The sequence below is a fragment of the Pseudomonas sp. COW5 genome, from assembly GCF_026240005.1.
Lineage (GTDB): Bacteria > Pseudomonadota > Gammaproteobacteria > Pseudomonadales > Pseudomonadaceae > Aquipseudomonas > Aquipseudomonas kribbensis.
Genome location: NZ_JAPHVP010000001.1, coordinates 3683636 through 3702672 on the forward strand (window position 1 = coordinate 3683636; position 19037 = coordinate 3702672).

The following is a 19037-nucleotide window of genomic DNA, read 5'->3' on the forward strand; positions in this document are numbered from 1 at the left end:
TATCCGGCTGCCATGACGGGCGGGCCAGATATGAAAAATCCCACAGGCGCACGGGGTACGCCTGTGGGATCGGTCAGTGCAGAACCTTACTTGATGCGCTGACCCGGCTTGGCGCCGCTGTCCGGGCTCAGCAGGTAGATTTCTTCACCGCCGGGGCCGGCCGCCATCACCATGCCTTCGGAGATGCCGAACTTCATTTTCCGTGGCTTGAGGTTGGCAATCATCATGGTCAGACGACCGTCGAGTTTCGACGGATCCGGGTAAGCGCTCTTGATCCCGGAGAACACATTGCGTTGCTCGTCACCGATGTCCAGGGTCAGGCGCAACAGCTTGTCCGCGCCTTCCACGTGTTCGGCCTTGACGATCAGCGCCACGCGCAGGTCGACGGCGGCGAAGGTGTCGAAGTCGATTTCCGGCGACAGCGGATCCTTGGCCAGTTCGCCATTGCCGGCAGGCGCGGCGGCGCCGGTGTCGGTCTGGCTGGCGGTCAGGTCTTCTTTCGAGGCGTCGGTCATGGCTTGCACTTTTACCGGGTCGATGCGGGTCATCAACGGTTTGAATTCGTTCAACTGGTGGTTGGCCAGCAGGGTGGTGTGGTCGTTCCAGGTCAGCGGGGCGACGTTGAGGAACGCCTCGGCATCGGCGGCCAGCACCGGCAACACCGGCTTGAGGAAGATCACCAGCTGGCGGAACAGGTTGATCGCCGTGGCGCAGACCGCCTGGACTTCATCCTGCTTGCCTTCCTGCTTGTTCAGCGACCACGGCGCCTTGTCGGCGATCCACGCGTTGGCGCGGTCGGCCAAAGCCATGGTTTCGCGCATGGCACGGGCGAAGTCGCGGGCCTCATAGGCGTCGGCGATGCTCGGCGCGGCAGCCAGGAAGGCTTCGGTCAGTTCCGGCGCGGCGTTGTTGTCCACCAGCAGGCCGGCATTGCCCTTCTGGATGAAACCGGCGCAACGGCTGGCGATGTTGACGACTTTGCCGACCAGGTCGGAGTTGACCTTCTGCACGAAGTCTTCGAGGTTCAGGTCGAGGTCGTCCACGCCACGGCCCAGTTTGGCCGCATAGTAGTAGCGCAGGTATTCCGGCGACAGATGGTCCAGGTAGGTACGGGCCTTGATGAAGGTGCCACGGGACTTGGACATCTTCTGACCGTTGACGGTCAGGTAGCCGTGCACGTTGATCCCGGTCGGCTTGCGGAAACCCGCACCTTCGAGCATCGCCGGCCAGAACAGGGCGTGGAAGTTGACGATGTCCTTGCCGATGAAGTGGTACAGCTCGGCGGTGGAGTCCTTGCCCCAGAACGCGTCGAAGTCCAGACCCGGTGTGCGGTTGCACAGGTTCTTGAAGCTGGCCATGTAGCCGATCGGCGCATCCAGCCATACGTAGAAATACTTGCCCGGCTCGCCCGGGATCTCGAAACCGAAGTACGGCGCATCGCGGGAGATGTCCCACTGTTGCAGGCCAGCGTCCAGCCACTCGGCGATCTTGTTGGCCACGGCGTCCTGCAGGGTGCCGCTGCGGGTCCAGGTCTGCAGCATCTGCTGGAAGTCCGGCAGCTTGAAGAAGAAGTGCTGGGAATCCTTGAGCACCGGGGTGGCGCCGGAGATCGCCGACTTCGGATCCTTCAGGTCGGTCGGCGCGTAGGTTGCGCCGCATTTTTCGCAGTTGTCGCCGTACTGGTCTTCGGTGCCGCATTTCGGGCAGGTGCCCTTGATGAAGCGGTCGGCCAGGAACATTTTCTTTTCCGGGTCGAAATACTGGGTGATCGAACGTTGGGCGATGTGCCCGGCGTCACGCAGCTTCAGGTAGATCTGGCTCGACAGCTCACGGTTTTCTTCGGCGTGAGTGGAGTGGAAGTTGTCGAAGTCCACCAGGAACTCGGCAAAGTCGGCGCTGTGTTCGGCCTGGACATTGGCGATCAGTTGTTCCGGGGTGATGCCTTCCTTTTCCGCGCGCAGCATGATCGCCGAACCGTGGGCGTCGTCGGCGCAGACATAAATGCACTGATTGCCGCGATGCTTCTGGAAGCGCACCCACATATCGGTCTGGATGTATTCCAGCATATGGCCAAGGTGGATCGAACCGTTGGCGTAGGGCAGGGCGCTGGTGACGAGAATCTTGCGTGGTTCGGACATGTGGGGCTTCGCTACTTGATGAAACGGAGGTCGGCCACTATAAAGCGCCGGGAAAGATATTTCACCCCTGCAAATGGTTGCCGGACATGCCGCCCGGACGACAGAAGGGGTAGGATACCCGCCATCTTTTCCCAGTCTTGTTATCGGAGTTGCCCATGAGCGCCGTCACTCGCGCAGCGGTGGAAGCCGTCCTCAGCCAATACACCGACCCTTACCTGAACCAGGACCCGGTCAGCGCCGGTTGCGTGCGCAACATCGAAATCGCCGGCGACCGCGTCAACGTGCAGCTGGAAATCGGTTATGCCGCCGGTCTGTTCAAGAGCGGCTGGGCGCAATTGCTGCAACTGGCCATCGAAAACCTCGACGGCGTGGTGTCGGCCAAGGTCGAGGTCAACAGCGTGATCGCCGCGCACAAGGCCCAGGCGCAGATTCCGGGGCTGGCCAACGTCAAGAACGTGGTCGCCGTGGCGTCCGGCAAAGGCGGTGTGGGCAAGTCCACCACCGCCGCCAACCTTGCACTGGCACTGGCCCGTGAAGGCGCGAAGGTCGGGATTCTCGACGCCGATATCTACGGCCCGAGCCAGGGCATCATGTTCGGCATTCCCGAAGGCACCCGCCCACAGGTCAAGGATCAGAAGTGGTTCGTGCCGCTTCAGGCCCATGGCGTGGAAGTCATGTCGATGGCCTTCCTGACCGACGACAACACGCCGATGGTCTGGCGCGGGCCGATGGTCTCCGGTGCGCTGCTGCAACTGGTCACGCAAACCGCCTGGGGCGACCTGGACTATCTGGTGATCGACATGCCGCCAGGTACCGGCGACATCCAGCTGACCCTGGCGCAGAAAGTCCCGGTGGCTGGCGCCGTGATCGTCACTACGCCGCAGGATCTGGCGCTGCTGGACGCACGCAAGGGCGTGGAGATGTTCCGCAAGGTCAACATTCCGGTGCTGGGCGTGGTGGAAAACATGGCCGTGCACATCTGCTCGAACTGCGGACATGCCGAGCATCTGTTCGGTGAGGGCGGTGGCGAGAAACTGGCGACCCAGTTCGGCGTCGAACTGCTGGCGTCGCTGCCGCTGTCGATGCTGATCCGCGAACAGGCCGATGGCGGCAAACCGACGGTGATTGCCGAGCCGGACAGCCAGATCGCCATGGTCTATCAGGAACTGGCCCGCCACGTCGGCGCGCGGATCGTGTTGCAGGAAGCGGCGTCGCCGGCGATGCCGAACATCACCATCAGCGACGATTGATGCCTGTGGTTTAAACAAAAACGCCCCGGTGCTAAAGCACCGGGGCGTTTTTCATTCTGCGACAGAGGTCAGATGCGCAACCCGCCATCCATCTCCAGGATCCGGCCGGTGTAGTAATCGTTCTCGAAGATGTACGCCGCCGAATGGGCGATTTCTTCCGGCTTGCCCATGCGCTTGAGCGGAATGCCCGAGGTCATTTTTTCCAGCGCTTCCGGTTTCATGCCCAGGGTCATCTCGGTTTCGATGAAGCCCGGTGCGATGCCCGCCACGCGGATGCCGTAGCGCGCCAGTTCCTTGGCCCAGGTCACAGTCGCTGCCGCCACACCGGCCTTAGCGGCGGAGTAGTTGGTCTGGCCGACGTTGCCCGCGCGGGAGATCGACGAGATGTTGATGATCGCGCCGCTGTTCTTCAGCTCGACCATTTTCGCCGCCACTTCACGGGTGCAGAGGAACACGCCGGTCAGGTTGACGTCGATCACCGCCTGCCACTGGGCCAGGCTCATCTTGGTCATTTCGCCGTCCTTGACCTTGAGCAGCAGGCCGTCGCGCAGGATCCCGGCGTTGTTGATCAGGCCGTGAATCGCGCCGAAGTCCTCGGCGACCTGGGCAACCATGTGCGTCACCTGTTCTTCGTTGGCGACGTTGCACAGATAGCTGCGGGCCTCGACACCCTTGGCCTTGCAGGCGGCGACGGCGTCATCGAGTTTTTCCTGATTCAGGTCGACCAGTGCCAGCTTCGCGCCCAGGCCTGCGAAATACTCGGCCATCGAGCGGCCCAAACCTTGGCAACCGCCAGTGATAATGATTACTTTGTCGTTGAGTTGCATTCGCATGTCCCCGAGAGCAGGTCAGAGTGGTGTCCTTTAGAGAGCCTCTCGATCTGCGCCTGACATGGCCCGGCTGCACATGAGAACTGCCCCGATGGCGACCGGGACGTAATCCAGGTTGCCCGTCCGTTTTTTCGACGGATTCTAATTAAGGAGTCATAAATTGAGCGTTGAAGCGGCTAAGAATGCCCGAGAATTGCTTCTCAAGGAATACCGTGGCGTGCTGTCGACCCACTCCAAATCAATGCCCGGTTTTCCGTTTGGCTCCGTGGTTCCCTACTGCCTGGACGAACAGGGCCGGCCGCTGATCCTGATCAGCCGTATCGCCCAGCACACTCACAACCTGCAGAAAGACCCGAAATGTTCGCTGCTGGTGGGTGAGCGCGAGGCTGACGATGTGCAAGCCGTTGGTCGCCTGACCTATCTGGCCGAAGCGGAAAAACTCGAAGACACTGCCGCCATCGAAGCCGCCGCCGAGCGTTACTACCGCTATTTCCCCGATTCGCAGAATTATCACAAGGCCCACGATTTCGATTTCTGGGTGCTCAAACCGGTGCGTCATCGCTACATCGGCGGTTTCGGTGCGATCCACTGGGTCGATCACCTGACCCTGGCCAACCCGTTCGCCGGCAAGGCCGAAATCAGCATGGTCGAGCACATGAACAGCGACCACGCCAAGGCCATCGCGCATTACGTCGACCTCGCCGGGCTGCCGAAAACCGTACCGGCACAAATGGCCGGGATCGACACCGAAGGCATGCACCTGCGCATCGGTCAGGCGCTGTACTGGCTGCCGTTTCAAGCGCCTTGTCATACGCCGATACAAGTGCGCGAAGCCTTGGTTTCTCTGGCTCACGCCGAGGTCTGGCCAAAAAATGCGGTGGCCGACGCTTGAATTCACGAAAGGGCGACGTCATCTAAGGCTTACTGCAAGGCATTTCTTGCGTTGAGGAAACTTTGATGCGCCCTTTTTTGTTGCTCTTTCTGCTGTTCCCGGTGTTGGAGCTGTTCGTATTCGTCAAAGTGGCAGGTTCGATCGGATTTTTCCCGGCCCTGCTGCTGATCATTCTCGGCTCGATGTTCGGCGTATTCGTGCTGCGTATCGCCGGACTGGCTACCGCCCTGCGTGCCCGTGAAAGCCTGAACCGCGGTGAACTGCCTGCGCAGACCATGCTCGAAGGCCTGATGCTGGCCCTGGCCGGTGGCCTGCTGATCCTGCCGGGTTTCATCAGTGACGTGGCCGGTCTGATCCTGCTGTTGCCGTTCAGCCGTCGTCTGTTCGCCAACAAGATGCGCCAGCGCGCCGAAGAACAGGCCATGCGTCAGCGTGCGTTCGCCGACGACCTGCAACCTCGCGGCGGTCCTGCACCGCGTCAGCCTCTGGGCCGCGAAGGCGATGTGATCGAAGGCGAGTTCGAACACCGCGATACCAAGTAACTTCTGCACTCACACGGCACCTTCGGGTGCCGTGTTCGTTTACGGCCGTGCCCATGACGAGCCGCGATGAAAAAATTTTAGGCCTGCCCTTGTAATAAGCTTATGCGCCCTTATGTATCGGTCACCGAAAGGTTTCCGGTATTTGAACCGGACAGACTTCCGCGGTTCGCTCGACGAGCCGCAACCGGCGCAGGCCGGATTTGTTAAACCCGCCGGGACTACACCGGCCGATGAAAACCACAATTAGGAGAGATCGACAATGAAGCTTCGTCCTCTGCATGACCGCGTCGTCATCCGTCGCAGCGAAGAAGAAAAGAAAACCGCTGGCGGTATCGTCCTGCCAGGTTCGGCTGCTGAAAAAGCCAACCACGGTGAGATTCTGGCTGTAGGCCCGGGCAAGGCACTGGAAAGCGGTGAAGTGCGTGCACTGTCCGTGAAAGTGGGCGACAAGGTTGTGTTCGGTCCGTACTCCGGCAGCAACACCGTGAAAGTCGACGGCGAAGACCTGCTGGTAATGAGCGAGAACGAAATCCTCGCCGTTATCGAAGGCTGATTACCCCCGTTCATTTTCCCGCTACTACAAAGTATTTAAGGAATATCGATCATGGCTGCTAAAGAAGTTAAATTCGGCGATTCCGCCCGCAAGAAAATGCTGGTTGGCGTAAACGTCCTGGCTGACGCGGTAAAAGCGACCCTGGGCCCGAAAGGCCGTAACGTGATCCTCGAGAAGAGCTTCGGCGCTCCGACCATCACCAAGGACGGCGTTTCCGTTGCCAAGGAAATCGAGCTGGAAGACCGTTTCGAAAACATGGGCGCGCAGCTGGTCAAAGACGTTGCCTCCCGTGCCAACGATGACGCTGGTGACGGTACTACCACCGCTACCGTTCTGGCTCAGTCGATCGTCAACGAAGGCCTGAAAGCCGTCGCTGCCGGCATGAACCCGATGGACCTGAAGCGCGGTATCGACAAAGCGACCATCGCTGTCGTTGCCGAGCTGAAAAAGCTGTCCGCACCATGCACCGACACCAAAGCGATCGCTCAGGTTGGCACCATCTCCGCCAACTCCGACAACTCCATCGGCGACATCATTGCCGAAGCCATGGAAAAAGTCGGTAAAGAAGGCGTGATCACCGTTGAAGAAGGCTCGGGCCTGGAAAACGAACTGTCGGTCGTAGAAGGCATGCAGTTCGACCGTGGCTACCTGTCCCCGTACTTCGTCAACAAGCCGGAAACCATGGTTGCCGAGCTGGAAGGTGCGCTGATCCTGCTGGTCGACAAGAAGATTTCGAACATCCGTGAAATGCTGCCAGTGCTGGAAGCCGTTGCCAAAGCCGGCCGTCCACTGCTGATCGTTGCCGAAGACGTTGAAGGCGAAGCCCTGGCGACTCTGGTTGTGAACAACATGCGTGGCATCGTCAAAGTCGCAGCCGTCAAGGCTCCAGGCTTCGGCGACCGTCGCAAGGCCATGCTGCAGGACATCGCCGTTCTGACCGGCGGTACCGTTATCTCCGAAGAGATCGGCCTGAGCCTGGAAAGCACCACTCTGGAACACCTGGGCAGCGCCAAGCGCGTGACCCTGTCCAAGGAAAACACCATCATCGTTGACGGTGCTGGCGTTCAAGGCGACATCGAAGCCCGTATCGCTCAGATCCGTGCCCAGGTTGCCGAGACTTCCTCGGACTACGACCGTGAAAAACTGCAAGAGCGTCTGGCCAAGCTGTCCGGCGGCGTTGCGGTGATCAAGGTTGGCGCCGGTTCCGAAGTAGAAATGAAAGAGAAGAAAGCCCGCGTTGAAGACGCCCTGCACGCAACCCGCGCAGCCGTTGAAGAAGGCGTGGTGCCTGGCGGTGGCGTTGCGCTGATCCGTGCTCTGAACGCGATCATCAACCTGAAAGGCGACAACGCCGACCAGGACGTAGGTATCGCTGTTCTGCGTCGTGCCGTTGAAGCACCGCTGCGTCAGATCGCTGCCAACAGCGGCGACGAGCCAAGCGTTGTGGTCAACGAAGTCAAGAACGGCAAAGGTAACTTCGGTTACAACGCTGCGACTGGCGAATACGGCGACATGATCGAAATGGGCATCCTGGACCCTACCAAGGTAACCCGTTCCGCTCTGCAAGCTGCATCGTCGATCGGCGGTCTGATCCTGACCACCGAAGCCGCTGTTGCTGATGCACCGAAGAAAGAAGGTGCAGTAGGCGGCGGTATGCCGGACATGGGCGGCATGGGTGGCATGGGCGGCATGATGTAAGCCAGCCTTACCCCGAAACGAAAAACCCCGCCTGCGATGAGCAGGCGGGGTTTTTTAATGCCCGCAGTTTGAGTAATCAGGCGTTTACCGGTTGTGCCTTCATGACCGCTTCAGCTTTCACGGTCGGGCGATACAGCACCCAGTAATACGACCCCAGGCAGATCAGCCAGCAGAAAATCGCCGTCCACACGTTGTGCGAAAAAAAGTGTGCGCCCTGCATCATCCGGCTGATCGAGAACACCGAACCCAGCGCAAAGGCAAAGATGAACGCCTGACGCGCCAGTCGCGGACGACGATCCCGCAGCACGAAGAACAGCGCAAACAAGGTGAACCCCGTTGCCGCATGACCACCGGGCCAGCAGCGGCCGGGCTTGTCGGTCGGCGGGCGGTGATCCAGCAGTTTGCTGTAGGTTTCATGGCCGCCGAACTGTTCCAGACTCCACGGGCACTGCACGGCGGTCACGGCTTTCATCGGTGTCACGAATGACGTCGCCAGGCCCAGGGACAGCACCAGACAGCCCAGTTCACGTTTGTACGGTTTGATCCGGTCGATGAAAAACGCGCCGATGAAGCCGATGACGGAAAACACCGAAAACGCGATCACCACCTGCTTGGCGCGATCATGAAGGATGTTCTCCAGGAAGTAACTGTGGCGCCCGATGAAATCGCCGGCGGCAGGATCGTAGAACATCCGCGCCAGGTTCATGTCCAGGTCGGTGAGTTCCAGCAGGATCAGAAGGGCAGCCGCGACAGCGGGAATCCCCAGGCACAGCCAGAAGTTCAGCGGGCGAGGGGCAGGGCGTACAACGCTTGATGACATGACGGGTCCAGAACGGGAAAACGCCCCGGAGCATCAGTCCGGGGCGTTTCGATTAACGATCGCTGACTTGCGCGGCACCCTCCTTGGGTGCTTTCCAGCCAAGCAGCTGTTGCTTGAAGCCATAACTGGCGGTTTGGTAATACGAGATGGCGCGGCTGACCAGCGGATCGTCGCTGTTGACCCGGGACTCGCGGCTTTCGGTCAGTGCATCGTCATGCCGGCGCAAACCCTGGCGCGGGCTGAGGATCGCCAGATCCTTGCCGTCGAACAGCCCCAGATGCTGATAGTTGCCCACCACGACCCGAGGTGGCAGCGGGTTGTCCGCCAGCAGGTTGCGACCGAAGAACGTCGACTGGTAGTCCAGGTTCAGCAGCCCTAGCAGCGTCGGCGCGAGGTCGATCTGGCTGGCCAGTTGTGCGTTTTCCCGTGCTTCGATCATCTTCGGTGCATAGATGAACAGCGGGATCTGGTAGTTGGTGATCGGCAGGTCTTCCTTGCCCGCACTGCCGGCCGTGTGGTCGGCGACGAAGATGAAGATCGTGTTGTCGAACCACGGTTTCTGCCGCGCCTGCTCCAGGAACTGGCCGATGGCGTAGTCGGTGTACTTCACCGCACCATCGCGACCGTTGCCGGATTTGATATCGATGCGGTTTTCCGGGTAGGTGTACGGACGATGGTTCGAGGTGGTCATCAGTTGCAACAGGAAAGGCTGCTGCTTGGCGTAGTCGGCGTCCGCCAGTTTCAGGGTCTGCTTGTACAGATCCTCGTCGGCCATGCCCCAGGCATTCTTGAAGTGGATTTCCGACTCGTCGACGCTGCTCTGGTCGACAACGCGATAGCCGTTGCCACTGAAGAACGCGTTCATGTTGTCGAAGTAGCCACGACCACCGTAGACGAACACGCTGTCATAGCCGACCGCGCTCAGTTGCTGACCGAGGCTGGCAAAACCGCTTTCGCGACCGATGCGCTTGACGATCGAACGGCCCGGCGTCGGTGGAATGGCCAAAGTGATGGCTTCCAGACCCCGGTCGGTGCGGGTGCCGGTGGCGTAGAAATTGTTGAAGTACAGGCTCTGCTTGCGCAACGCGTCGAGGTTCGGCGTCAGGTTGCGGCCATCACCATTGCTGCCCAGGTATTTGGCGCTGAGGCTTTCGATGGTCACCAGTACGATGTTCGGTTTGCGGGTGACACCCGGGTTATCGATATCGCGACGGATGTCCTGCGGATCCTGACCGACGAAGCGGGCATTGGGCTCGTTCAGTTCGGCACGCATCTGAGCGGCGACTTTGTCCGCTGGCAGGCTCTTGTAGAACTGGCTGTAATCCAGCTCGTTGTTACGGAATGCGGCGAAGAACTGATACGGGCCGTTGCTCGCCAGTTCGTTCTGATAGGCGTTGCCGCCCTGGGCGCGCGGTGCGTCCTGGCTGATCAGTTGCAGACTCAGACCCGCGACCACCAGCAAGGCCAAGGCATTGAGCAGGCGTCCGCGCAATGGCGGCAGCGGGGCATCCAGCGCCGCGTTGAACGGTTTGCGCAGGGCGAAACTCAACGCAATGGCCAGCACCGCCAGGATGCTCAGCAACTTGCCGATCGGGTAGGACTCCAGCACGTTGTTCAGCACTTCGTCGGAATACACCAGATAATCGACGGCGATGAAATTGAAGCGCACCCCGAACTCGTCCCAGAACAACCACTCGGCCACCGCCGTGAACAGCATGGCGTAAAGGCTGACCGTCAGCAGTCCCTGCAGGAACCAGCGGTGACCGCGCCGCCGCCACAGGCCCGGCGGGCACAACAGCAGATACAGGCCCATCGGCAGGGCCGCGTAGGCGAGAAAGCCCAGGTCGTAGACCAGGCCGACGCCGAACACGGACAACGCACCGCCACCGGCCTCATCCAGATGAGTCAGCAGCAGTACGGTGCGGGTGAGGAGAAACACGACCAGCCAGGCGCCGGTGACCAACAACAGATAGCGCATAGGCGCTGTCTTGAAGAAACCCATTGTTTTCTTTTCCTTTTATCAATGGCGCGAGAGTTTCGCGGCGCCACTGTAGTCAGGTTGTGAATCGATAGTGAAAACTTTGTTAAAGATTTATTTCTTCCGGGCAATTTCATCCGCCGGGGCACCAGCGCTGGCCCTGAGCCGAAACAGGCCTTAAGCTGCGCGGGCCATGACGGCCGTTACTGTGTACGGAAGAGGTGCCCATGCGAATTCTATTGGTCGAAGACAACCGCGATATCCTGGCCAACCTGGCCGATTACCTGGGCCTGAAAGGCTATACCGTCGATTGCGCCCAGGACGGTCTGTCGGGCCTGCATCTGGCCGCCACCGAGCACTATGACCTGATCGTGCTCGACATCATGTTGCCGGGCATCGATGGCTACACCCTGTGCAAACGCCTGCGCGAAGACGCCCGTCGCGACACGCCGGTGATCATGCTCACCGCCCGCGATCAGCTCGATGACCGTTTGCAGGGCTTCAAGTCAGGGGCTGACGATTATCTGGTCAAGCCCTTCGCACTGTCGGAACTGGCTGCGCGAATCGAAGCCGTGATGCGCCGCACCCAGGGCGGCGGTCGTCGTTCCTTGCAGGTCGGCGACCTGAGCTACGACCTCGACACGCTGGAGGTGACCCGCGAAGGCAAGCTGCTCAAGCTCAACCCAGTGGGCCTGAAACTGCTCGCGGTTCTGATGCAGAAGAGCCCCCACGTCCTGCGTCGGGAAATTCTCGAAGAAGCCCTGTGGGGCGACGATTGCCCGGACAGCGACAGCCTGCGCAGCCATGTCCACCAATTGCGTCAGGTGATCGACAAACCGTTCGCCAAACCACTGCTGCACACCGTGCACGGCGTGGGTTATCGCTTGGCCGAGGGCCGCGATGGAGTTTAAGCAAAGCCTTGCCCAGCGGATCATCATCGCTTTTGCGCTGATGAGCGCACTGGTGGCAGGGGCCTTCGCCATGGGCATCGTTGCGACCGTGCACTTGGTGGAAGAGAAACTGATTTCTGCCGGACTGGGCGGCGACTTGCAGCGCCTGTTGCTGATGGACAACGTTTCGGACTGGAGCCATCGGCCGGAGCCGGACCAGTTGTTCTATTTCAGCGGCGGCCCGGGGGACTTCGAGTTGCCCAAGGATCTGCGGCATCTGGATTCGGGATTCCACGAAGTCTTCCGCGAGCAGCTGTCGTATCACGCGATGGTCGAAATCGTCGACGGCCGGCGCTATGTGCTGCTGCAGGATCAAAGCGATTTCGAAGAGCGCGAGCGCGTGCTGTTTGCCGTGGTGCTGGTGGGCTTCGTGCTCAGTCTGGCGTTGGCGGTTTTCCTCGGCTGGGTGTTGGCGCGCAAGGTGATGGCGCCGGTGGTCCGGCTGGCGCGTCAGGTGCGTCATCGCGACCAGTTGCTGGGTCTGGCACCGCCACTGGCGCCGGACTACGCCGCTGACGAAGTGGGTGAACTGGCGGTGGCCTTCGATGCGACGCTCGGGCGTTTGCGTCAGGCGTTGACCCGTGAGCGGTTGTTCACCAGTGACGTCAGCCACGAATTGCGCACACCGCTGATGGTACTGGCCACCTCCTGTGAACTGCTGCTGGAGAACCCGGGCATCGATCAGCGCGGCCGCGCCCAGGTCGAGCGTATTGCCCGTGCCAGCGAAGAAATGCGCGAACTGGTGCAGACCTTCCTGATGCTGGCCCGTGCTCAGCGCGAAGATGCGGGGGCAGCGCCTCGGCACAGTCTGGGTCAGGTGGCGGACAATCTGCTGGGCGTGTGGCGCGAGCCGATCGAATCCAAGGGGCTGAAGCTGATTTTCGAGCCGGGCAACCCGCCGGACACCCGTTACAACGCCACATTGCTCAATGCCGTGATGGGTAACCTGCTGCGTAATGCCCTGCACTACACCGAGCAGGGGTTCATTCGGCTGACGCTCAACGACAACGGCTTCGTGGTCGAGGACTCGGGTGTAGGCATTCCCGAGGAAAAGCGCGAGGAAATGTTCAAACCGTTCGTGCGCGGCAACGAAAAACGCGGAGAAGGCCTTGGACTGGGGTTGTCATTGGTGCAGCGCATCTGTGAAAACCAGGGCTGGAGCGTCACTTTGAGTACGATGGAACCCAATGGCTGCCGTTTCGAGGTAGATCTGGGCAAACAAGAATCCCTCCCAAATGGCACAAAAAAGCTGCCAACCTGAACAAAACCTGTATAACCTTGAAATAGTTCGTGGGTTTACGCGACGTTTTTTTCACAAAGGGATGACCTGACGCTGACACGCCCCTGCATAAGGTGGGGATATCAGCAATTCAGGAGTCCCGATGATGGCCGGCCCGATCAAACTCGATTTTTCCGAGAAGTACGACGACAACCATGCGCAGAAGTATCTGCGCAAGCACCAGGATGGTCTGGGGCGTCGTTTGTCCAACTGGCGTGATCAGCAGTTGGCCCGCAAGGCGCTGACACTGGTTGGCGAACCGGGACTGGTGCTGGATCTGCCGTGCGGTGCCGGACGTTTCTGGCCGTTGCTGGCAGAAAAGCCCAATCGGGTAATCATCGGGGCAGACAATTCCGAGTCGATGATCAAGACGGCGATGCAGGCCCAGCCGGCGGATGTGGTGAAGCGGGTACAACCCTTGCACACCTCGGCGTTCGATATCGCGCTGCCTGACAACTCCGTGGACAGCATTTTCTGCATGCGTCTGCTGCATCACATCGGCGAGGCCGAGCATCGGCGGACGATTTTGCGCGAGTTCGAACGCGTTACCCGGGACAGTGTGATCGTTTCGTTGTGGGTAGACGGCAATTTCAAGGCCTGGAAACGCAAGCGCGCCGAGAAGCGCCGCGGCCAGGAAGGTTATCAGAACCGGTTTGTGTTACCGGCCGCTACGGTCGAAAAGGAATTCGAAGAGGCAGGATTCAGGATCCAGGAACAACTGGACTTCATTCCGCTCTATGCCATGTGGCGAGTTTACGTATTACGCAAGAGGTAAGAGGATGGCAGTGCAATTTGCAGCAGAAACGGGAGTCGCACCCCAGGATCGCTTTGACTACTACTGGAACCAGCGCGGTGAGTGGGTGGAAGAACCCAACGTGCGTCGTGGTGGCGAAAGTGGCGTGCAGCGGGTGGTGGGGCGCGATGGTCAACTGCTGTATGCCAAACGCCAGACAGGACATATCTATCGCAGCTGGTTGCATCCGTTCGGGCGGCCGACCGTATTGCGTGAACTGGATGCGCTGACCGGCGTAGCCAGACTTGGCGTCCGGGTGCCGGAAATCGTTTTTTGCGGGGCCCAGCCTGATCCGCAGCACAAGTGGCGGGCCTTGCTGGTTACCAAGTCGCTGGACGGTTTTCAGGAACTTGAACAGTGGGAAGCGGCAGGTGGCCGCGAGCAGTACGGCGAAGCCGTGTATGAACGCGTGCTCAAGGACCTCGCCGAAAACCTGGCCCGCATGCACAAGGGCCGTTGGCAGCACAGCTGCATTTACATCAAGCACGTCTTTGTCCGCGTTACCGGCGAAGGCGACTCGGCCAAGGTCGAAGTGGCCCTGATCGATCTGGAAAAATGCCGTCAGCGCCTGACCGCTTATCGTGCGGCCTCCCATGACATGAAACAATTGCGCCGCCACTCGTCGTTCAGCCCTACGGACTGGAAGAAACTCGTCTATTTTTATGAGACGGCGTTTGGCAGCGCTATCAAGGGTTTATAGCGATGAAACTAGAAATTGCGCGAGGTTTGTTTCTGGTAGGAGCCTTGGCAGTTGCATCTTTGGCGGTGGCGGCCTGGGAACAGCCACGCATGCAAGTGATCGGGGCATCGAACAGCGATGCCCATTGTCCGATGCCGCGGGTAGCGAAAGCTTCCGTGGCAACCAAACCCGACCATGATTTGCTGCTGTTCATGTTCGGGCTTTCTCAAGGGATGAGGCCGCAGAGTTGAATCGATTGAAGAGTGCCAAAGGCCTCGCAGATGCGAGGCCTTTTTTGTGCGCGTGTGAAAACGGCGGTTACGGCGCGGGGGCGGGATCGGGTTTGGCCAGCACGGTGTAGACACAGGGCAGGACGAACAGCGTAAACAAGGTCCCGATCGACATCCCGGTGGCAATCACCGTGCCGATATCAAAACGGCTCACGGCGCCCGCGCCACTGGCGATGATCAACGGCACCATGCCGAATACCATGGCTGCGGTGGTCATCAGCACCGGCCGCAAGCGAATCGCCGCCGCCTCTTCAACCGCCTCGCGGGCCGTCAGGCCTTTTTCCTTGCGCAACTGGTTGGCGAATTCGACGATCAGGATCCCGTGCTTGCTGATCAGACCAATCAGCGTCACCAGTCCGACCTGGGTGTAGATGTTCATGCTCGACCAGCCGAGGAATAGCGGAATCAGCGCCCCGCAAATCGACAACGGTACGGTCACCAGAATCACCAGCGGGTCGCGGAAGCTCTCGAACTGCGCCGCCAGCACCAGGAAAATGATTGCCAGTGCCAGAGCGAAAGTTACCCACAGCGCACTGCCTTCCTGGACGAATTGCCGTGAGGCACCGCCGTAATCGAAGGCAAAACCCGCAGGTGCTTCTTCCCGGGCGATCTGCACCACGCTGTCGATGGCTTCGCCCATGCTGACCAGCGGGAATCCGGACAGCTTCGCCGCGTTGAGTTGCTGAAACTGGTTGAGCTGTCGCGGGCGTGCCCGGTCAGTCACGGTGATCAGGGTCGAGAGTGGCAACAACTCGCCCTGGGTGTTTTTTACGTAATAGTTGTTCAACCAGTCCGGGTTGTCGCGATAGGCCCGTTCAACCTGGGCGATTACCTTGTAGCTGCGGCCTTCGATGGTGAACCGGTTGATCTCCGCTTCGCCCAGCAAGGTCGCGAGGGTGCCGCCCAGATCCTGCATCGACACGCCCATCTGCGCCGCTTTCGCGCGGTCGATATCGACCACCACTTCCGGTTTGTCGAAGGCCAGGTCCAGGTCGACGAAGGCGAACTTGCCCGACTCCATCGCGCGCTTCTTGATCCGGTCGGCCACCTGCAGCAACAGCTCGTAGTCATTGGCCGTGTTGATCACGAATTCGAACGGCAGGCCCTCGCCAGTGCCGGGCAGGGAGGGCAGGTTGAAGCCGAAGATCTGCAGCCCCGGGATGCTGCCGAGCTTGCCTTGCACCTCGGGAAGAATCTGCATCTGGGTGCGGCTGCGTTCGTTCCACGGCTTGAGCAGGAAACCGCCGATGCCGCTCTGCACACCGTTGTAGCCGTTGATCTGGAACGAGGAGTAGTACTCCGGGAATTCCTTGAAGATCTTCACGAATTCTTCGGTGTAGGTGTTCAGGTAATCGAGGTTGGTCGGTTGCGGCGCGTTGGCCATCATGAAAATGATGCCCTGGTCTTCGTCCGGCGCCAGTTCGGATTTGGTGAACTTGAGCAGCACCGGAATCAGGCACAGCACGATCACCGCAAACACCAGCACCACCGGCCGGGTGTTGAGCGTGCCGTGGAGCATGCTCTGGTAGCGTCGCTTGAGGTTTTCGAAGATCCGGTCGAGGCGATGGGCGAGCCCGCTGGGGTTTTCCTCGTGACGCAACAGCAGGGCGCACATCATCGGCGACAGCGTCAGGGCGACGATGCCGGAAATCACCACGGCCCCGGCGAGCGTCAGCGCGAACTCCTTGAAGAGCGCCCCGGTCAACCCGGTCAGAAAACCGATCGGCGCATACACCGCCGCCAGGGTGATGGTCATCGACACCACCGGCATCGCGATTTCCCGGGCGCCTTCGAGGGCGGCCTCCAGCGGGGTCTTGCCTTCCTCGATATGCCGGTGGATGTTTTCCACCACGACGATGGCATCGTCCACCACCAGACCGATGGCCAGTACCATCGCCAGCAGGGTCAGCAGGTTGATCGAGTAACCCATCATCTGCATGAAGAACATCACGCCGATCATCGACAGCGGAATGGTCACTACCGGGATCACCACCGAACGCAGGGCGCCGAGAAACAGGAACACCACCACAATCACGATCAGCACCGCTTCGAACAGGGTTTTCACCACTTCGTCGATGGAGGCCTGGATGAACAGCGTGGCGTCGTAGGCGATTTCGCTCTTGAGGTTGGGCGGCAACTGGGCTTCCAGCTCCGGCATGATCTTGCGCACTTCCTTGATCACGTCGAGCGGGTTGGCGCCGGGGGTGGCCTTGATCCCGATGTACACCGAGGGTGTGCCACCGAAGGAACTGATGGAGTTGTAGTTCTCCGCGCCCATTTCCACACGCGCCACATCGCTCAGCAGCACGCGGCTGTCGCCACTGACCTTGAGTGGGATCTTGCCGAAGGCCTCGGCGGACTTCAGTTCGGTGTTGGCGTTGATGCTGGTGACCACGTATTCGCCTTTCACTTCGCCGGCAGCGGAGAGGAAGTTGTACTGGCGCACGGCATTGCTCACGTCGCTGGCGCTGAGGCCGAAACCGGCGAGCTTCACCGGGTCGATCCACAGGCGCATGGCGAACACCTGGTTACCCAGAATCTCGGCTTCGGCCATGCCTGGCAGCGTCGCCAGTTTTGGCTGGATCACCCGCGACAGGTAGTCCGTGATCTGCGGGTTGCTCAATTCCTTGCTGAAGAAGCTGATGTACATCAGCGCCGAGGCATCGGCGGATTCCTTGCTCAGCACCGGGTCTTCGGCATCCTGCGGCAGTTTGTTCTTCACCTCGTTGGCTTTGGCCAGCAGTTCGGTGAACAGTCGGTCGCTGTTGGAACCGATGCGTGCGTAGATCGAAATCACCGAGAAGTTCTGGCGACTGACCGAGGTCATGTAGTCGATACCCTCGGCACTCGCCAGGCTCTGTTGCATCGGCTGGGTGATGTAGCCCTGGATGGTTTCGGCGTTGGCCCCGGGATAAGCGGTAGTCACCGTGATCAGGGCGTTTTCCATCTGCGGATACTGGCGCAACGGCAGCTTGCTCCAGGCCTGGAAGCCCAGCAGCACAATCAGCAGGCTGACCACGGTGGCGAGCACCGGGCGGCGAATGAACGGATCGGTAAAGGCCATGAGGATTCCTTGATCAGTCGGCGCGGCGCGGACTGTTCTGCTCGCCGAGGGTCTTGTCTTCGCTGATGGCGATGTGGGCGCCGTTGTCCAGTTTGATCTGGCCGGCCGTCACCACTTGCTCGCCGCTCTGCACGCCCTTGTTGATCATCACCAGGCCCTCGCGGCGCTCACCGGTTTCAATGAACCGGCGCTCGGCGATCAGCACCGGCTGGCCCTTGTCGTCTTTTTCGACGCTGCCGTCCTCGGCCTTCTTCTGCCCGACCACGTAGATCGAGTTGCCATAAAGGGTGTAGGTAATCGCGCTTTCTGGTACGACGATGTGTTTCTGCGGATCCGGCAGCAGCACTTCAAGGCTGGCGAACATGCCCGGCAGCAACTTGCCATCGGGGTTGGCCAGCGTCGCGCGAACCAGAATGTTGCGGGTGGTGCTTTCGACAATCGGGTTGATCGCGCTGATGGCGCCGGGAAAATTCTGGCCGGGATACGCGGCTACCGAAATCTGCACCGGTTGGCCGATGGCCAGTTTCGGCACTGATTGTTCGGGCACATAGAAGTCGGCGTAGAGGCTGCTCAGATCCTGCAGGGTGGCGATTTTCGTGCCGCTGGCGAGGTAGTCGCCGACGTCCACCTGACGAATGCCGATGGTGCCGCTGAACGGTGCGACGATACGTTTTTTCGCCAGCGACGCATTGAGCTGATTGACCGTGGCGCGGTTCTTTTGCAACACCGCCGAGAGCCGGTCGAATTCGCCCTTGGAAATCGCGCTGCTGCCCACCAGCTGGCTGCCGCGGCCGAAGTCCAGTTGCGCCAGGCCGAGGTCGGCCTTGGCGGTTTCCAGCAAGGCGGATTCGACGGCGCTGTCGAGTTGCAGCAACGGTTGCCCGGCCTTGACCTTCTGGCCTGATTCGAACTTCAGCTCGGTGACGGTACCGGCGACTTCCAGGCTCAGCTCGACACCTTGCAGCGCCTTGAGCGTACCGACGGTGGGCAGGCGCATCTGCCACGGGCGCTCGGCGGCTGTGGCCACGGCGACACTGATCGGCGGTTTCGGTTTGGCAAAGCCCTGGATCATCGTGTAGATCGAGAAGGCCTTGTAACCGGCGAGAAGCAGAACGATCAGCAGTACAACACCCAACATGATCAGCATGCGGCGACGCAGCATATTCCAGTTCCTTGGAGAAAATCAGGCGAGACAGGCGGGAACATTACCCCGACTCCGGCAGGGATTCCAACTGCCAGTTTTTACAGGGTAGGAGGGGATGAGGTGGAGGAGGGGAGCAC

The 19037-nt window shown here is 60.2% G+C and carries 16 protein-coding genes; 10 read left to right on the plus strand and 6 right to left on the minus strand.

Features of this window, described 5'->3' with window-relative positions:
• Positions 1–86: 86 nt before the first annotated feature.
• Complete coding sequence (gene metG, locus OQ248_RS16850) at positions 87–2138, minus strand: methionine--tRNA ligase (protein ID WP_265813376.1); 2052 nt, start codon at positions 2136–2138, stop codon at positions 87–89.
• Between the two features lie 155 nt (positions 2139–2293).
• On the opposite strand from metG, the gene apbC reads away from it, so the two are divergent.
• Positions 2294–3388 (plus strand): iron-sulfur cluster carrier protein ApbC, encoded by a 1095-nt coding sequence (apbC, locus tag OQ248_RS16855; protein WP_265813377.1) that lies wholly within the window; start codon positions 2294–2296, stop codon positions 3386–3388.
• 68 nt (positions 3389–3456) lie between these two features.
• Here the strand turns inward: apbC and OQ248_RS16860 are convergent, their stop codons facing one another.
• Complete coding sequence (locus OQ248_RS16860) at positions 3457–4215, minus strand: SDR family oxidoreductase (RefSeq protein ID WP_085709540.1); 759 nt, start codon at positions 4213–4215, stop codon at positions 3457–3459.
• A gap of 163 nt (positions 4216–4378) precedes the next feature.
• Between OQ248_RS16860 and OQ248_RS16865 the strand changes: the two genes are divergently transcribed.
• The 4 genes from OQ248_RS16865 (at position 4379) to groL (ending at position 7903) form a co-directional block, all read left to right on the plus strand.
• On the plus strand, positions 4379–5110 hold the full coding sequence (locus OQ248_RS16865) for a HugZ family protein (protein ID WP_265813378.1): 732 nt from the start codon (positions 4379–4381) through the stop codon (positions 5108–5110).
• A 65-nt stretch (positions 5111–5175) separates the two neighbouring features.
• Entirely contained in the window at positions 5176–5652 is a 477-nt protein-coding gene (locus OQ248_RS16870; protein WP_085709542.1) for an FxsA family protein, read from the plus strand.
• A gap of 259 nt (positions 5653–5911) precedes the next feature.
• Positions 5912–6205: a co-chaperone GroES gene (locus OQ248_RS16875; RefSeq protein ID WP_011335724.1), complete on the plus strand. Its 294-nt coding sequence runs from the start codon at positions 5912–5914 to the stop codon at positions 6203–6205.
• 51 nt (positions 6206–6256) lie between these two features.
• Positions 6257–7903 (plus strand): chaperonin GroEL, encoded by a 1647-nt coding sequence (gene groL, locus OQ248_RS16880; protein ID WP_265813379.1) that lies wholly within the window; start codon positions 6257–6259, stop codon positions 7901–7903.
• A gap of 76 nt (positions 7904–7979) precedes the next feature.
• Here groL and OQ248_RS16885 read toward each other — a convergent pair whose 3' ends face one another.
• Both OQ248_RS16885 and OQ248_RS16890 read right to left on the minus strand, forming a co-directional pair.
• On the minus strand, positions 7980–8723 hold the full coding sequence (locus OQ248_RS16885; protein WP_265813380.1) for a phosphatase PAP2 family protein: 744 nt from the start codon (positions 8721–8723) through the stop codon (positions 7980–7982).
• Between the two features lie 52 nt (positions 8724–8775).
• The gene (locus OQ248_RS16890) at positions 8776–10725 is read right to left on the minus strand and encodes an LTA synthase family protein (protein ID WP_265813381.1); all 1950 of its coding nucleotides are present in this window, start codon (positions 10723–10725) and stop codon (positions 8776–8778) included.
• A 203-nt stretch (positions 10726–10928) separates the two neighbouring features.
• Here OQ248_RS16890 and colR point away from each other — a divergent pair, with 203 nt between their 5' ends.
• The 5 genes from colR (at position 10929) to OQ248_RS16915 (ending at position 14653) form a co-directional block, all read left to right on the plus strand.
• Positions 10929–11612, plus strand: coding sequence for a two-component system response regulator ColR (colR, locus tag OQ248_RS16895; RefSeq protein ID WP_085709546.1), 684 nt, complete (start codon positions 10929–10931; stop codon positions 11610–11612).
• Positions 11602–12912: a HAMP domain-containing sensor histidine kinase gene (locus OQ248_RS16900; RefSeq protein ID WP_265813382.1), complete on the plus strand. Its 1311-nt coding sequence runs from the start codon at positions 11602–11604 to the stop codon at positions 12910–12912. The genes colR and OQ248_RS16900 overlap by 11 nt, the downstream gene beginning before the upstream one ends.
• Before the next feature lie 124 nt (positions 12913–13036).
• Positions 13037–13705 (plus strand): class I SAM-dependent methyltransferase, encoded by a 669-nt coding sequence (locus OQ248_RS16905; RefSeq protein WP_085709742.1) that lies wholly within the window; start codon positions 13037–13039, stop codon positions 13703–13705.
• Positions 13706–13709: 4 nt separating this feature from the next.
• Complete coding sequence (locus OQ248_RS16910) at positions 13710–14423, plus strand: lipopolysaccharide kinase InaA family protein (RefSeq protein ID WP_119427800.1); 714 nt, start codon at positions 13710–13712, stop codon at positions 14421–14423.
• A gap of 2 nt (positions 14424–14425) precedes the next feature.
• Positions 14426–14653, plus strand: coding sequence for a hypothetical protein (locus OQ248_RS16915; protein ID WP_265813383.1), 228 nt, complete (start codon positions 14426–14428; stop codon positions 14651–14653).
• A gap of 67 nt (positions 14654–14720) precedes the next feature.
• On the opposite strand, the gene OQ248_RS16920 is transcribed toward OQ248_RS16915, so the two are convergent.
• Together OQ248_RS16920 and OQ248_RS16925 are read right to left on the minus strand one after the other, a co-directional pair.
• Positions 14721–17756, minus strand: a complete 3036-nt coding sequence (locus tag OQ248_RS16920) for a multidrug efflux RND transporter permease subunit (RefSeq protein WP_265813384.1) — start codon at positions 17754–17756, stop codon at positions 14721–14723.
• Positions 17757–17769: 13 nt separating this feature from the next.
• Positions 17770–18918: an efflux RND transporter periplasmic adaptor subunit gene (locus OQ248_RS16925; protein ID WP_085730202.1), complete on the minus strand. Its 1149-nt coding sequence runs from the start codon at positions 18916–18918 to the stop codon at positions 17770–17772.
• Positions 18919–19037: the final 119 nt, after the last annotated feature.

Coding starts and splice junctions, on each gene's coding strand:
- colR (WP_085709546.1), top strand. CDS start 10,929: ATGCGAATTCTATTGGTCGAAGACAACCGCGATATCCTGGCCAACCTG.
- OQ248_RS16860 (WP_085709540.1), bottom strand. CDS start 4,215: ATGCAACTCAACGACAAAGTAATCATTATCACTGGCGGTTGCCAAGGT.
- groL (WP_265813379.1), top strand. CDS start 6,257: ATGGCTGCTAAAGAAGTTAAATTCGGCGATTCCGCCCGCAAGAAAATG.
- OQ248_RS16900 (WP_265813382.1), top strand. CDS start 11,602: ATGGAGTTTAAGCAAAGCCTTGCCCAGCGGATCATCATCGCTTTTGCG.
- metG (WP_265813376.1), bottom strand. CDS start 2,138: ATGTCCGAACCACGCAAGATTCTCGTCACCAGCGCCCTGCCCTACGCC.
- OQ248_RS16910 (WP_119427800.1), top strand. CDS start 13,710: ATGGCAGTGCAATTTGCAGCAGAAACGGGAGTCGCACCCCAGGATCGC.
- OQ248_RS16920 (WP_265813384.1), bottom strand. CDS start 17,756: ATGGCCTTTACCGATCCGTTCATTCGCCGCCCGGTGCTCGCCACCGTG.
- OQ248_RS16925 (WP_085730202.1), bottom strand. CDS start 18,918: ATGCTGCGTCGCCGCATGCTGATCATGTTGGGTGTTGTACTGCTGATC.
- OQ248_RS16885 (WP_265813380.1), bottom strand. CDS start 8,723: ATGTCATCAAGCGTTGTACGCCCTGCCCCTCGCCCGCTGAACTTCTGG.
- OQ248_RS16915 (WP_265813383.1), top strand. CDS start 14,426: ATGAAACTAGAAATTGCGCGAGGTTTGTTTCTGGTAGGAGCCTTGGCA.
- OQ248_RS16890 (WP_265813381.1), bottom strand. CDS start 10,725: ATGGGTTTCTTCAAGACAGCGCCTATGCGCTATCTGTTGTTGGTCACC.
- OQ248_RS16870 (WP_085709542.1), top strand. CDS start 5,176: ATGCGCCCTTTTTTGTTGCTCTTTCTGCTGTTCCCGGTGTTGGAGCTG.
- OQ248_RS16905 (WP_085709742.1), top strand. CDS start 13,037: ATGGCCGGCCCGATCAAACTCGATTTTTCCGAGAAGTACGACGACAAC.
- apbC (WP_265813377.1), top strand. CDS start 2,294: ATGAGCGCCGTCACTCGCGCAGCGGTGGAAGCCGTCCTCAGCCAATAC.
- OQ248_RS16875 (WP_011335724.1), top strand. CDS start 5,912: ATGAAGCTTCGTCCTCTGCATGACCGCGTCGTCATCCGTCGCAGCGAA.